Origin of the sequence: Leptospira neocaledonica, from assembly GCF_002812205.1 — a bacterium.
Classification (GTDB): Bacteria; Spirochaetota; Leptospiria; order Leptospirales; family Leptospiraceae; genus Leptospira_B; species Leptospira_B neocaledonica.
Genome location: NZ_NPEA01000006.1, coordinates 293,506 through 308,777, shown reverse-complemented (window position 1 = coordinate 308,777; position 15,272 = coordinate 293,506). Strand labels below are relative to the sequence as shown.

At 40.7% G+C, this 15,272-nt stretch carries 11 protein-coding genes; 4 read left to right on the top strand and 7 right to left on the bottom strand.

The window, feature by feature from the left end; translation table 11 throughout:
* Positions 1-149 precede the first annotated feature (149 nt).
* Positions 150-1,271 (top strand): alkane 1-monooxygenase, encoded by a 1,122-nt coding sequence (locus tag CH365_RS12660; protein ID WP_100768922.1) that lies wholly within the window; start codon positions 150-152, stop codon positions 1,269-1,271.
* Between the two features lie 147 nt (positions 1,272-1,418).
* Here the strand turns inward: CH365_RS12660 and pepN are convergent, their stop codons facing one another.
* From pepN to CH365_RS12645, 3 genes are read right to left on the bottom strand one after another with little or no spacing between them, the layout of a single operon-like run.
* Positions 1,419-3,953: an aminopeptidase N gene (gene pepN, locus CH365_RS12655; protein ID WP_100768921.1), complete on the bottom strand. Its 2,535-nt coding sequence runs from the start codon at positions 3,951-3,953 to the stop codon at positions 1,419-1,421.
* Positions 3,954-3,955: 2 nt separating this feature from the next.
* On the bottom strand, positions 3,956-5,215 hold the full coding sequence (locus CH365_RS12650) for an MFS transporter (RefSeq protein ID WP_100768920.1): 1,260 nt from the start codon (positions 5,213-5,215) through the stop codon (positions 3,956-3,958).
* Positions 5,216-5,224: 9 nt separating this feature from the next.
* Positions 5,225-5,809, bottom strand: a complete 585-nt coding sequence (locus CH365_RS12645; RefSeq protein ID WP_100768919.1) for an NUDIX hydrolase — start codon at positions 5,807-5,809, stop codon at positions 5,225-5,227.
* 629 nt (positions 5,810-6,438) lie between these two features.
* Between CH365_RS12645 and CH365_RS12640 the strand changes: the two genes are divergently transcribed.
* Genes CH365_RS12640 through CH365_RS12630 form a run of 3 tightly spaced genes read left to right on the top strand, consistent with a single transcriptional unit; the run spans position 6,439 to position 11,373 of the window.
* Positions 6,439-8,460, top strand: a complete 2,022-nt coding sequence (locus tag CH365_RS12640; RefSeq protein WP_165782607.1) for an ATP-dependent helicase — start codon at positions 6,439-6,441, stop codon at positions 8,458-8,460.
* A 4-nt stretch (positions 8,461-8,464) separates the two neighbouring features.
* Positions 8,465-9,109, top strand: a complete 645-nt coding sequence (locus CH365_RS12635; RefSeq protein ID WP_100768917.1) for a tetratricopeptide repeat protein — start codon at positions 8,465-8,467, stop codon at positions 9,107-9,109.
* On the top strand, positions 9,013-11,373 hold the full coding sequence (locus tag CH365_RS12630) for an LIC_12586 family protein (RefSeq protein ID WP_208861207.1): 2,361 nt from the start codon (positions 9,013-9,015) through the stop codon (positions 11,371-11,373). The genes CH365_RS12635 and CH365_RS12630 overlap by 97 nt, the downstream gene beginning before the upstream one ends.
* Before the next feature lie 112 nt (positions 11,374-11,485).
* Here CH365_RS12630 and lpxB read toward each other — a convergent pair whose 3' ends face one another.
* Genes lpxB through CH365_RS12610 form a run of 4 tightly spaced genes read right to left on the bottom strand, consistent with a single transcriptional unit; the run spans position 11,486 to position 15,266 of the window.
* The gene (gene lpxB / locus CH365_RS12625) at positions 11,486-12,763 is read right to left on the bottom strand and encodes a lipid-A-disaccharide synthase (protein WP_100768916.1); all 1,278 of its coding nucleotides are present in this window, start codon (positions 12,761-12,763) and stop codon (positions 11,486-11,488) included.
* Positions 12,711-13,565, bottom strand: coding sequence for an LpxI family protein (locus CH365_RS12620; protein WP_100768915.1), 855 nt, complete (start codon positions 13,563-13,565; stop codon positions 12,711-12,713). The genes lpxB and CH365_RS12620 overlap by 53 nt, the downstream gene beginning before the upstream one ends.
* Positions 13,566-13,567: 2 nt before the next feature.
* The gene (locus CH365_RS12615) at positions 13,568-13,807 is read right to left on the bottom strand and encodes an FmdB family zinc ribbon protein (RefSeq protein ID WP_100768914.1); all 240 of its coding nucleotides are present in this window, start codon (positions 13,805-13,807) and stop codon (positions 13,568-13,570) included.
* Positions 13,808-13,832: 25 nt separating this feature from the next.
* Complete coding sequence (locus tag CH365_RS12610) at positions 13,833-15,266, bottom strand: SH3 domain-containing protein (RefSeq protein ID WP_100768913.1); 1,434 nt, start codon at positions 15,264-15,266, stop codon at positions 13,833-13,835.
* Positions 15,267-15,272: the final 6 nt, after the last annotated feature.

Genomic DNA, 15,272 nt, shown 5'->3' with positions numbered 1-15,272 from the left:
TCTTAGCCATTTTAAAACAATTGTTAGAAAAAATGTCCGTTTGGAGATTTTTTTCTTGCCCAAGATTCGGTTTGTGTTACAATACCAAACGTTCGAAATAAATTAATTCGATTGATTTTCCCGGGAAATCCGGGATAGGAGAGAGAGAGATGAGTGTTGGGAAAAGATTATCCTTCTTGATCGCATACCTAATCCCGGGTTTGGCCGTGGCTGGTTACTATTTGGGAGGAAGTTTTAATTTTTTAACTTTGGCGGTGGTTTTCGGAATTCTTCCGATTATGGATCTTTGGATCGGTCCGGATGCAAGTAATCCTAAGGAAGAAGAAGTCCCTGAACTACAGAAGGAATTCTATTTTAGATTCCTGACCTATGGTTGGGCCTGGATCCAATTTGTATTAGTGATTTGGGCTCTGTGGGAGGTCCAAACTCAGTCTCTTTCCACATTGGAATGGGGTGCTTTTGTTTTAGCGATCGGTGTGAATACCGGCGGGATAGGGATCACAGTTGCACATGAACTAGGGCATAAAAATACAAAGATAGAACAATGGTATTCTAAGTTTATTCTTATGACCGTATGTTATATGCATTTTTTCATAGAACATAACCGAGGCCATCATGTGAATGTTTCCACTCATGAAGATCCTGCTTCCAGTAGAAAGGGTGAGTCCTTCTTCTCTTTTTACCCGAGAACCGTTTTTGGAAGTTTGACAAGCGCTTGGAATTTAGAGAAAAAAAGATTAGGTAAACTTGGTAAGACGGCTTGGACTTTGGACAATGAGATGATTACTTCCATGATTATTCCGATTTTGTTTATCTCTACCGTGACTGGAATTTTTTGCACGATTACAGGAAATTTAAATTGGCAGGTGCCTGTATTCTTCTTTGTCCAAAGTTGGATCGCATTTTCTTTATTAGAGTTGGTAAATTATATCGAACATTATGGTTTGGCTCGTAAGGAATTATCTCCGGGAAAATTCGAGAAGGTTCAACCGATCCATTCTTGGAATCAAAACTTCAGCCTGTCTAACGCGTTCTTGTTCCAATTGCAAAGACATTCAGATCATCATGCGAACGCTGGTAGAAGATACCAATCTTTAAGACATTTCGAAGAAAGTCCTCAACTTCCTTATGGATATGAATTGATGATCCTTCTGGCTTTATTTCCACCTCTTTGGTTTAAGGTAATGGATAAAAAATTAGATGATTGGAAGAAACAACATGGAGAAACTCCTCAAAGTCCTTCCGGAAAAAGGGAACCTGCTACTGCATAATCCTGTCTAAAATATAGATCTTTTTGGTAAAGAGTTAGAGGCTGCCCTCTAACTCTTCTTTTTTTTAGGTGAACTGAATGGGTGACTTTTTAGTTTTTATAGTCCGTTCCAAAAATTAGGTTACCTGTAAGTGTTTAGTCCCGGGCTTCAAGAGCCGGATAGGTTCTTATATTTCTCCAAAACCTTGAGAGTTCTCTGCATATCGTCTCTTTGCTGTTGGAGGTCCTTCTTCAATAATTCCGGAAGTTTTTTATTTTGGTCCAAAAACTCTTGGGTCCTTTTCAAAAGATTTGGATCCGGTTCGAAAGAAGGAAACATCAGATGTCCGAACGCAGAAGCGAAATGAGGATCTCTTGTTTCATACACTGAAATTACTGAGTTAAAATAAGAATCCGTATAAGAAATTAATAAATCCTTTTGGTGATTCCATTGGAATCCCCTCATTCCGTATCTTAAGAAGTCCGTAGAATCTCCTTCTTTTGGTTTCAAAAATCTTTCCCAAGATTCTTTTTTAGTTTTAGGATCCGGGAAGGAGACTCTGGCTAAGAACGCCTTCTTTGCCCCCAGGTCCGTATTATCTTTAGTGACTTCTTCTTCAATTCGTTTAGAAGATTCCGTATCTCCGTGAGCACTGAGTCTGGATAAAATGACCCAACGTCTTTCTTGGTCCATTGCGATGCCTGGAATACTTTTTTTCTGGTCCAATAATTCTTTCAGATAAGAAAGTTGCTCGGGCGATTTAGAAGTATTTTCTAATATTCTAAACCATAGGATTTGTTCTTGTTCCGGGTTTTGTGCTAAGAGAGATTTTTCCTTAGCGATATTGTTCAGTTTGTCTGACCAGTTTCTCTTCTCTGCTTCCGGAATATAATTATCAATTACTGTCAGAGCTTTGGTGAGTATATGGCTGTTTCGAACGGAAAGATCAGGTTCTTTTAAGCCTTGGTCCAAAGCTAACTCCAGGAACTCCTTAGGTGCAAGTTCAGCATCTCTTACCATTTGCCATAAACTTCCCCATACAACTCTTCTGGAAAAACGATCCTTTAAAGTATGTAGGCTTCTTTTTAAGATGGGAAGTGATTCTTTGCTTAGGTAAGTTTTGGCATACGCAAAGTCTTCTGTGTTTAAAAGTAGAAGGTCCGCTTCACCGGAATAATTTTCTTCTAATAAGGTTTCTTTTCCTTTTACGAGTACTCTTTTTTTCCAGACTTCTTCTAATATTCCGTTTTTCTCTCTGAATAATGAGGCTTGGAGTGCATGCGTGCGTAGAAGCCCATTGGTCGCAGAAGGTCCTTGGTGTAAAAATAATCTACCGTTTTGGTGGACTGGACTGAGAGTGTTAACTCCGGTTGTTTCGAGCCATTCTTTGCTCCAGCCTCTGATATCGATTCCGCTTGTTTCCGACATGCAGGAAAGAAAATCGTTTAGTACTGTGTTTTTCTCCGCGTGTCTTTTGAAATAAAGCCTCATCGCGTCTCTGAATTTTTCTTCTCCCACATAATACATCAATTGGCGAAGAACGGATGCACCCTTAGAATAGGATATTCCGTCAAAATTGCTGATGGCTTCTAACGTATTCTCCGCTTTTCCTGCAATCGGGTGAGTAGTGGAAAGTTGGTCTTCTCTATAGGCCCATTCTTCTCTTACATAAAAATGTTCTAATGCATCTGGGAAAATTTTTCCCTTGGACATGGAATAATAGGAAAGGTAATCTGCAAAACTTTCGTTCAACCAGAGATCGTTCCACCATTTCATTGTGACCAGGTTTCCAAACCACATATGTACCATTTCATGATACACTGTGTTTGCCCTGTTTAAGTATTCCGAATAGATTCTAGGTCCACGGAAAATATAACTTTCTGAGAATGTTACGGCCCCCACATTCTCCATGGCTCCCATATTGAATTCTGGAACGAATATCTGGTCGTATTTTCCGTAAGGATAGGGAACTCCAAAATATTCCTGGAGGAAACCGAATGCTTCCTTGGTGATCGCAAATAAATTCTCCACGTCCATATATTTGGAAAGAGACTTTCTGCAGAATATTCTCAGAGGGATTTCTCCCGCCTTATCTTCCCATACGGCGTAAGGTCCGACGATCAGAGAGAATAGATAAGTGGAGAATTTTTTGGTCTTATTGAATTTTATGTTTTTATAATTTTCTTTGGTTTCTTCGAATTTCGGAACCGTGTTATGGATATAAGTCCACTCGGAAGGTCCCGTGATTTCCAGCTCGTAAGTTGCTTTCAAATCCGGCTGGTCGAAAGAAGGAAATAGTCTATGTGCTTCGAACGGCTCGAAGTCTGTATGCATATATTCCGCTTTGTCCGAAGGGTCCGTAAATTTGTGAAAACCCGAACCACTATGATCGAATGCATTTTTGTATTTGATTTTAAGTTCGTTTTTTCCTTCTGCTAATATTTCTCCGGGTAGAAACAGTGCGGATTCTTTCTTTTCGTAATTTGTTTCTTCTTTGCCGTTTAGCCAAAGGATCTCAATCTTCTTGGATATAAAATCCACTTTGAGTTTTCCTTTTTTGCCTCCCGTATAAACGAATCGGACTGTGGTTTCTCCCTCGTATTCTTGGGATCCTTTTTCCAGTTTTAATTTTAATGTATAATCCACTTCGGAGATCTGTCCGGAGCGGAGCATCGCTTCTTGTTGGGTAAGAATATTATCCATATTTAAACCGTTATATCTTTTAGATCCATTTTACGAAGACGAGGTGCGATCGCGGTAACGATCCCTACGGTTAGAAGAGTAAGCGTTCCTCCTAAAACAACGGAAGGAACCAGTCCGAAAGCTCTCGCAGCTGCTCCGGACTCAAAGGCGCCTAATTCGTTGGAAGAACCTATAAAAATATTATTCACAGCCGAGACTCTTCCTCTCATGTGTTCCGGGGTATACATCTGAACGATTGTGTGACGGATCACAACGCTTACCATATCAAAGGAACCGCTTACGATTAAAGCTGCGCAAGATAAGTAGAAGTTTTTGGAAAGAGCGAATACGATCATACAAATCCCGAAGCCGAATACACTACTGAGTAATATGATCCCTGAATTTGTTTTAGGAGGCCTTACTGCAATAAATAACGCGCAAAGCACCGCACCAATTGCAGGAGCAGATCTTAAGATTCCATAATATTCCGGACCCATTCCTAAAACTTCCCTGGAGAATGTAGGAACTAAAGCCACTGCTCCGCCGAATAGTACCGCAAATAGGTCCAAACTGATCGCTCCTAGGATCAATTGGTGGCCGAATACGAACTTCCAACCGGTTCCTAAACTTTTCCAGATGGATTCCTTCTCTCCTTGTTTTTCAGGGACGGGTTTAGAAGGGACTAATAATAAAAGAAATAAGGAGAATACCATAATGCAGAAGTCCGCAAGAAAAGCGGTTTGGACTCCGTTAAATCCTGTAAGAAGTCCACCGAGCATAGGGCCTAAAACCGCGGAGCCCTGCCAAGCAACACCGCTCCAAGTAGCTGCATTCGGAAAAATTTCCTTAGAGACGAGCTGAGTTTGAAAGGCTGCGATGCTTGGAGATAAAAACCCTCTACAAATCCCTGAGAAAAAAATCACGGAATAGATTGGATAAACCCAATAATTTTCGATGATCCATTCGAAACCCGGGAGAGTGAATAATAAAAGTAAGAAGGAGCTAAAAGTCAGACCGGTCAAAGAAAGATAGATGATCTTCTTTCTAGGAATACTGTCTACGACCAGACCGGAAAAAAGTGAAACTGCTACGTTAGGCACGAGCTCTGCAAATCCGATCAAGCCCACAAAAAATGCGTCATGAGTGATATGATCTATCTGCCAGAATACCACAGTGGATTGCATAACGAAAGAAAGTGTGACCAAAAATTTTCCGGCCAAAAAATTCCTGAATTCAGGAACCTGTAAAGAGATGAATGGGCTCGCGGTTGCGGATTTTGTCATGAGATAGTTCTACTTCTTCTTTTCTCCGTATTTTAAAAAGAATAATCCGAATGCAGCCACGACCATCGCGTGATGCAGGATATTTTTCTCTAAAATTTCGGGGATTTTGTTTAGAGGATATTGATACACTTCTATTTGTTCGCTTTCGTCCAGATCCTGTCCTCCCGGATGGGGATAGACATTTCTGGCGATATAGGTATGACACCAATTATTCATAAAGGCAGGATTTGCGGAAACTTTTCCTAAATATTCCCAATCGTCCGAGACAAAACCAGTCTCTTCCCTCAGTTCCGCCTGAGCGGATTCGAGGATGGAATTTTTTTCGGCGATCCCTCCCGGGATTTCGAGGCAATAAGAATGCATTCCATGTCTATATTGATCGATCAAGATCACATTTTCGTCTTGAGTGAGTGCGATCACATTTACCCAATCCTTAGATTCTACTTTGAAAAAATTGCCAGAGATTGTTTTGTCGGGAGAAACTTTCGGAACGGAGACTAACTCAAAAATTGGAGTTTTGAATGCTGATTTTTTTTCTCCTTCTTCCCAGAGATCAGAATCAGGATGGTAATTTTCTGGGCGGAATTCTTGCATATCTGCCGTTTCTTCCAGTTTTTTGAAATCCTTTCAGATTCGCAAACCTTTGCCTGTACTCGGTTGACAAGAAGAGAAAAATCAGGATTATGTCGCTTACGACTAGGGCCGAAAAATCCAGATTTTTCGGATCCCGGTCCGTTTATTGTCCTCATAGAAATCGGATGAAAGAAGAAACAAATCAAAGTCTGGACCTGTTTTCGCATCTGGAAATTCCGGAACAAAAGTCACCGGAACCCGCACAAGATCTGCCATTACTCAGCTTTTCAGAAAGTATTTCGGCGCAAGAAGAAGGTCCACAGGTGGAAGGAACTCCCGCTCCTTCTCCGCAAGAAGAGAACCAAGAGGAATCCTATGGCTCTTCTTTTTACGAAGAAGACGATTTCTTGGAACAAGAACCTCTAGAATTCGTTTCTACTCCAGTCAACGTATCCGAAAGATCGGAAGAACTTGAACCAGAGTCAATGGAAGGAACTCCAGACCATATTGAAGTCGCTGTTTCTACCGAAGCCCAATCCGAAGACACAGAAGTTACCACAACTTCTGAAACTTCATCGTCCGAAGAAAAACCTTCTGCTCCCAAAAGAAAAAGAGAAGAAAGGCCGAAAGAGCCTCGGGACTCTGCTGCTATTTTTCTAAGTTTGTCCCCGGAACAGGCTCGCGCTGTTCAAACTATCCATGGTCCTCTATTGATTTTCGCAGGTGCCGGTTCCGGAAAAACTAGAGTGATCTCAAATCGGATCGCTCATATGATCCAGGACCATCATATTCCTGCCGGAAAGATCGTTGCATTGTCCTTCACCAACAAGAGTGCAAAGGAAATGGGAGAAAGAGTTCGCAAACTGATCCCTCGGAATTTATTAAAAGGGATCACACTTTCTACATTCCATTCTCTTGGACTTGGAATATTAAAAAAACATATTGAGAAGTTGGGATATAAACATCCTTTTCTTCTTCTGAACCAAGCGGACCAAGAGGGTTTAGTCACCGGAATGCTTGTGGCTCAAAAGTTGGAACCTAAACGTCCTCAAATCATGGAAGTTCTTTCTAAAATATCCAGGATCAAAAACTCAGGAGAAGATTATTTAGCTGATATGAGAACCTCTATGAATGAAGGGGATCTTCTGGCTGCTTCTCTTTTCCATCAATACCAAGATACTTTAAAAGAACAAAATTCGATCGATTTTGACGATCTTATCCTTCTGCCATCTAAACTTTTAAGGCAATTTGAAGAAGTAAGAGATGAATACCATAAAAAGTTCCAATACTTCATGGTGGATGAGTTCCAAGATACAAACCCGATCCAATATGAATTTTTAAGAGCTCTCATGGGAGAATCAGACAATTTATGCGTGGTAGGTGATGACGATCAGTCCATCTACGCATTCAGGGGTTCGGATGTGAGTTTGATCCTTGGATTCGAAAATGATTTTAAGGGTGCGAGCGTTATCCGCCTTTTGGAAAATTATAGATCCACTGATATAATTGTCTCCGCTGCGAACTCTCTTATCCGTCACAATCTTTCCAGAAGATCCAAGGAACTTTTCTCTAAAGTGCCTGGTGCACTCAAAGTGAAGTATGTAGAAAGAGGGGACGAAAAAGATGAAGCGGAATGGGTAGCCGAAAAGATCAGAGAAGAAATCATCAAAGAGGCGAGAAAGGGAAGCCAGATCGCAATCTTATTCCGCACCAATTTTCAATCCAGACCTTTTGAAGAAGCATTCAGGGCCAGGGAAATGCCTTACAAGGTTGTGGGAGGTTATAATTTTTTCGATCGTAAAGAAGTTCGAGATCTGATCTCTTATATTCGTCTGATTGCAAACCAGAAAGACGACGCATCTTTATTAAGGATTATTAATTATCCAAAAAGAGGAATTGGTTCCGGATCCATTTCTCTTGTGCATGAAAAAGCAGCTCAGAATAAGGAATCTCTTTATGAGACATTATTCAGAGTATGCGAATCTCCCGATTTTATCCCGGACTTAAACCGTAAAATTTCTTCTGAGATCTATAATTTTGTAAATCTGATCGAAAAGGCTAAAAAGAAGTTCTCTTCATCGCCTAGGCTCTTCTTCGCCTTACGTGAGTTAATTGCAGATTTAGGTCTGGAAAAAGAGATCGTTCTGGAAGAAAAAGAGGAGAAGGTAGCAAAGGCCCGTATTTACAATATGTCAGAGCTTGTGAATATGTTGGCATTCTTCGAAGAGAATAATGATTCGGGAGAGAAACCCACTCTATTCGACTTTATCAACCGTTTGGCGATGCTTATGGAAGATGAGCCGAATGACGAAAAAGAAGATAACCGAGTACAGTTACTCACCATTCACCAATCCAAAGGTTTGGAATTCGAGTCTGTTTATGTCGTAGGACTTGAAGAGGGGATCCTGCCTTCCGGAAGGGCCACAGTAGAAGATCAGTCTGTGGATGAAGAACGTCGTTTGATGTATGTAGCGATGACTCGAGCGAAGAGGCATTTATGCTTGACAGGGGCCGCTAATCGCCGCAAATTTGGGGAGCAATTGGCCTCCGAGCCTTCTCGCTTCCTTAAGGAGATAGATCCGGAGACCTTAGACTGGCTTTCTAACGAGGAAACCAGGCAGCAGGAGACTAGTGATTTCCTGCAAGAACTCGAAAAATTGAAAATCGGATGAGAAAATGAGTAAATATCTGACAATATTGTTTATCGGAGCTCAATTCCTCCTCTACTGTGCAAGTACACAAAAAGAAGGGGCGGTTTCCGCCAATTTAGAGACTCAGGTCCGAGCGGAAATCAAGGGAATAGACCAGCAATTAAGCGATCTGCACCCTGAAGACAAAAGACGTTCCGAGCTACTCCTCCAAAAATCCAAACTTTATCTAAAAATCGAATCTTTCAAAGAAGCTTCTCTCGTTTTGAGAGAATTGCAAAACTCCAAAGAAGGTCGCAATCTTCAACATTTGGACCATTATTTAGGTTCTGCTTACCTTGGGATCAATGACTATGATAATGCTATCGTTCATTTCCGTAAGTCGGACAATGTGGATCGCGATTTTGAGTCTGTTACCCGCAAAAAAATGTGGGCAAAAGCGTATTTCGAAGATGAGAAATATGGCCAGGCTCTTGGGATCTTAGGTAGAGCTTCTAGAGAGAAAAACTTTGAAAAAGATCTATTCTACTATGAAACCGTAGTAGTCAGCTTCTACAGAATTAAGGAATACAAAAGATGTCAGTTGGTTCTGGAAGAGGGATTACAGAAATTTCCGGAAAGCCTAGTACTGAAGGAAACCTCGGAGAAAATCAACCAGGTTCTCCAACGGTAATTCACTTCTCTTTTTCTCTCCCTAAAAATCCATTTTTTAAAAAGGACAGCGTGACATTTCAGATCGCTGTCCCACCTAAACTGTATCGATTTGTATCTTCTTCCTTTCTAAAGATACAATCCATCACTGAAAAACCTTCTTTTCGAAAAATTTCCGTCGCTCTAATTGTAGTCTTCCTTCTTTTAGCAGCTGCAAAAGAAACTGCAGAATGGTACTTCGTTCGAAGAGTTTTAGATTTAAGAGGGGTGAAGGAACTCACACGCGGATTCATCAACGAAGAATTAGACAGGGCAGTCACCCTGGGAGTCGTTGAATACGAATTTCCGAACCATGTATTCATAGAAGATCTAAAAATTTCCAGCGATGAGGACTTCGCTTCTCAGAGGATGATCTTCAAAGCAAACAAAATTGAATTATTATTAAGAGGTCTTTGGAAGGGACAACCTTCTGTAAAAGCGATCCGAGTGCGTAATGCGCAACTTAGTATCGATCTGGAAGATCGGATCTCAGGAGAAATTCTATCTTACATACATAAGATTAATATTCCCGAAATTAGACTAGAAGATACCACGGTTACAGTTTATAAGGGCGGCAAGGTTCTTTTGGAGAATGTGAAGGGGATCGATTTTAATATCCGGAAAGAGGATACTAAAATTAACGTTCAAATTTCGGATTCTTTATTTCCAATTCCGGGTTTTAGATATGTAAACGGTAAATTTAGCACGGATATCGGAAGCAAGAACATGAATCTGGAGATTTTGTTCAAGAATGCAAAAGCAGAATCTTCCGGAGGTTTGTATTCTGAATTCTCCCAATTTTATCCTAAAAAAGGAAAAATTTCCGGCCGTGCTGTTTTAGAATCAGACGGAACTAATTTGAAGGTCGAAGGTAAAACAGAATTTTCTAATGTAAAAGGAATCGTTTTACAGGAACTTCCTTTACAGAGCGAAGTTTGGGAATGGAAAGAAATAGATCTGGAACATGAGTGGACCCGCTCTCAAAAAGGTGATGTTTTTACCGAAGAACATAAGGTATTCAGGGGAGAAGACAAACTCACTCTTCTAAAATCCAAAAACGAAAAAGGACTTAAATCCTGGGATTTGAGTCTGACTGTCCAGGACCTGGATGATATCCGAAATTTTCTGCCTGTTTCTTCTGATCTGGAAACTTTGGGTGGAAGTTTGGATCTACATTGGAAAGGGAATGAGACCGGAAGTTACGGAGACTGGATGAAGTCAGAGGCAAAATTCTCCCTCCAAGACTTTAAATGGAAGGATCCTTATTTGGATCTGGAAATCAAAGATGCTGAACTAGGTTGGAATCTTGCAGGGGTTTTAGAAGCCAAGTTGAAAGGAAAACAATTTGGTCTTCCTTGGTCTGCAAGTCTTAAAGGGAAAACCGGTTATAAAAAGGGAGTTAAAGGGGATGGGAGTTCCTACTTTCCTTTGCAGGGAGAATATAATCTGGAATTAGAAACTGATTCCATTATTCTTTCTAACTTTTTTCCTCTATATAGATCCGTTCGCCAATGGGTCCGAGAAGATATCCATACCAGAATGGAAAAACTGATTCCTGAAATTAATTTTACCAGGACTCCTATCTATAAGTATTTCTTAGAAAATCCTACTGGTAGCCTCAAGCTTACGGCCAAGGAAGTGAAATGGGACTTCGGGCTTTCTAGTATGGGAAAACTGGATCTAGGTTTGAAATTTGCACCTTCTCAATCTAGACTGGATGCAAGTATCGCCGGTCCAGGAACTGCAAAACTAAATTCTTATTTCACTTACGGAACTGACAATCCTTACTTCGGTATTGATTTCGAGACGATCAATTTGCCCTGGGGAGTTCCTAGCTTTTCTTTCTGTGGTGGGGATTTGATCCCGGAAAGTTTGGATTCAGATGGAAATATCAGATTTAATGGAAATAATTTTTTAGACATTCACGATAGAATCTACATCACAATAGATAAGGTGAAACTTTCGAATACGATCTGGAAAGGAAAGGGCGAATTTCCCGTACCAGTCCCGCCTAAGTTTGAAATGGGATTCGATTATTGGAATCCTGGCAGCCCTCCCAAAAGAAATGTTTATTGGAAGGGTGGAAACGTAAATGCAACTGCGAATTCTTATATAGATTCTGATTCAGTAAAATATTTCGTAACTGGAAACACTTATTCACTTTCTAGTGAATCAAATTCTGCGGTGCCGATCTCAGCGTTTGCGTTTAAAATTAAAGAGAACAGCCAAGGCTGTGTGAAGGAGTAGGGTGCTCCCCGCCCTCTTTGGGTGGGGGCCGGTGCGGTGGTACGAAAAGTTCCGTATCACAAAACTTGGATTCTTGCAAAACATTTTTGCATCCAGTAACTTGTTGGAATTCCTACAAAGAAACCGGCTTTTCTTTTAAAAACTGAAGAATCGCTCTGCTTGCATTTTTAGAACTATGTTCTTCTCCCAGAGATTCTTTTACAGATCGGATCTCTTCCATCATCTGGTTTCTGTATTTTTTATTCTTTAGGATTGCCATTGTTTCTCTCACGGTTTCTTCCGGAGTACATTCCGCCTGTATGAGTTCCTTCACTGTTTCCCTTCCGCTAAGGATGTTTACGAGTCCTATAAAAGGTGTGCGGATAAGAAGTGCTGAGATAAAATAGCTGAGTAAGCTAACCTTATACAAGATCACCATTGGTTTTTCGAAATATACAACTTCTAAAGTAGCAGTTCCAGAAGTTACTAAAACGATATCCGAAACTTCAATACATCTTAAAGAACGATCGAATAAATATTCGATCTTGATACCTGGATGAACTTCTTCCGTTTCCTTAATTTTAGTTTGGATGAATTCTTCTTCTTTTACGTTTATATTCGGAATGAGAAAGCGTACATGCTTTTTATCTGCTTCTGCCTCTTGGTGAATGAGTGTCGCGGATTGGAGTAGTGTGTCCAACATTCTGTGGATCTCTGCGGATCTGGAACCAGGCATGAGAGTGATTGTCTGTAGATGGGCTTGCTGTTTTTCGTCCACAGGGATCGGAGCTTCTTTTCGGATCTTCTCCTTAATTCTTTGAGCGATTGGATGTCCTACAAATACGGAACGAACTCCATAATCATCATAGATCTTCTTCTCGAATGGAAATAATACCAACATCAGATCTATAGTTTCTTTAATCTTATAAATCCTTCCGAAATTCCAAGCCCAGAGTTGAGGAGAAACGTAGAAGATTACCTTGATTCCTAATTCTTTGAGTCTGGCAGCTAGTCTAAGATTGAAGCCGGGGTAATCGATCAGGATAGCATGTGTACAGGAACGTGCCACCGCTTCTTCTACCAATCGATCCATAAGTGCTTTTAAAAATTTGTATTTGAATAGTACCGCAGTGAAACCGATTACAGAAAGTTCTTCCATATTCTCTATGGAATCGAAACCTTCTTCCAACATTCTGGGACCACCTATCCCGAAAAACGTAAAGTCCGGATCATGTTTTTTAAGTTCTTTTAATACTTCTGCGCCGAGTAGATCGCCGGAATGTTCTCCGGCTAACATCATAAATACGGGAGAAGAGGATACGGAAATATTTTCCGATCTAATCTTGTCTCCAGCCTTTTTAGACTTTAGGGAGCTTTTTTTGGGTAGAGTTAATTTTCGAGACGTTGCCACGGCCGATGCTCAAGATATGGATTTTCAATTTTTCTGCAAGGTTAATAAATTCGGAAGGATTTACAATTATGGTCTCTCCTTCCCGAACGGCGAGCGTATCGCAGTTATGCTCACTCATTACTTTTAGGGTTTCAATTCCGACTGTAGGTAGATCGAATCTCGGATCTTGGCTGGGTTTGGAACTTTTGCAAACAATTGCCTTTCTTTTTTTAGCGAAACTTCCGCCTCTTCGAATAGTTTGATCGGTTCCTTCTACGGCTTCGACTGCTAATACGGATTTGTCCACAACTACCACGGCTTGGCCTATATCCAGATGAGCGATCCTCTCCGCATATTCCATTCCGAAGATCACATCCTCTACCTGCTTTTTGTCTAAGGCCTTTTTAGTATAACGGCCTTCCGGAAGTAGCAAGGATTTGAGATAGGTTTTTTGGGAGATGATATGAATGCCTTGTTTTTCGAAATCTTCTGCTACGGTTTTGAAGATGGAATAGTCGTGGCGATTCACCATTCTGGCGAGTAATGCAAGTGCCTTTAGATCGAAGTTCAGACTTTTAAAGATGATTTCTTTTTTAACTTTTCCTAATAGAAGAAGTCTATCTATCTGATTAGCTTTGCATGCTTTTAATAGTCCACCGATCTTAGCGATTCGAATCGGAATCACTCTGTCCGGATAATTTCCTGGAGTAAAATCGGACTCTGCTATGGAAAGGAAAAATGGATCCTCCCCGGCTGCGAGAGCCTCCCGCATTCCTATCTGGGGAAGATTTCCTCCCCCCGCTAATATTCCTAAACGTCCCAAACTTAGTTGGATGAAGAACCGGAAGAGCCGGCGGAAGATTCGGAACTTTTGGAAGAAGATTTATTATCCGTTACATAGAACCCAGATCCTTTAAAGATGATCCCTCCTACATTGGAGATCAATCTATCTACTTCTCCAGTTTTACCGCAGAGAAGGCAGGTGGTGATCGGGTCGTCCTTCATGGATTGAAAATGTTCGAAAGTTTGTCCGCAAGCCTTGCATCTATAATCGTAAGTAGGCACTGATTTTCCTCGCTAGATCTAATGATCAAAATAAAAACTTAAATTGGAATGCTGCCGCATTCGAGTCGGATTTTTTATCTGCTTGTTGTAAGCAGAGTTTGAATAGAACTCCTTCCGTGGAGGTTAGTTCTTCTTCAGGAGAAATCCCTTGTAATACGGTTTTTTCTCCTACTAATAGAGACGCCGAAGTCGACCCGGTTGCAGAAAAAATTCCAAGTTGGAAACGTTTCTTTCCGCCTGAATTTCCAAGAATATACTTGTTCCTGTTGATAGAAATACTCTCTCTGTCAAGGTCGATTTGATAGGCGGACTTCCACTCGCCTGGTCTTCCCGAATATAGTTTAAAAATCGGAACAGGTTCTTCACCGCTTAAACTTGCGGTTAAAAATTCTAAGGATCTAAAAGGTTCTTCTACAATTCTGCAAATCTCTTTATATTTTCCCGTTTTGGATCGATACAAAACGATCCCGTAATCTCCATCCAAGGCTAACTTTTCTGTTGGGATATATTCTCCATGGAATCCTGGAGGGATTTTATCTTCTGTCCAAAATGCAAAGTCCCATGCTTGGCTTTTTTCAGATTGGGAAAATTCTGCAAATGTTTCTTCTGCTTTAGAAATTGGATAAGGATCTTCCTCTAAAAAATGGGAGAAGATCCAGCCGGAGATCTGTAATTCGGGAATATATACTTGGACCCAATTTCCTTTTCTTCCTTGCACAGTTTCAGAACGAGGATCTTTATCTAATGCGAAAAGTAAGATTCCTTTTTTTAAACGAGCTTTACCGGGGTTCTCTGTTCCAGGGCCGGTTCTAAGATTCGTATTGTCTCCGGTGTTCTTAAATCTGGAACCGAGCAATGTAGAATCTTCTCGTACGGATAGAAAACCTAATAGTTCTAAAAGTTTGTTTTGGTCTCCGTCTGAAAGTTTGGTCTCTCTTCTTAAAACCTTTTTCAATACGGAAGAGTAGGAAGAAATTCCTAACGTGACAGGATTACTTCGGATCAGCTCTTTTAAGTCTCGCAAGAATTGAATATCATCTTCCCATTCTCCTGCGATCTCAGCTCTAGATAGAATTGCTTTCTGTCTCCAATAGCCCCCCGGTCTGAGCTGTAAAATAAAAGGATCCTCGAATACCGGAAATTCTCCCTTTGATTCGAGAGATTTGCCTGAGCCGATCCCATTTTCTTTTTGGAGTCTTGCAGAAATTTTAGCTCTGTCTTCTGAGTCTTTAGAGATTAGTTCCGCATTTAATCTGAGGAGAGATTGGGAACCGTAAAAAAGATCTTCCGGGGTAGGGGCGGTCGATTTTTTTACTAGGGAGATTACCTTCTCCCATTTTTCCTTTTTATAATATTCATAAATAGTGTCGGAAGGTTTGGGCCAAAATCGAATGGTAAGCCAAACGATCAGCCCGAATAATACGATTCCGAATATAGAAAGGAAAAATCCGCGTTTCAATGAGAA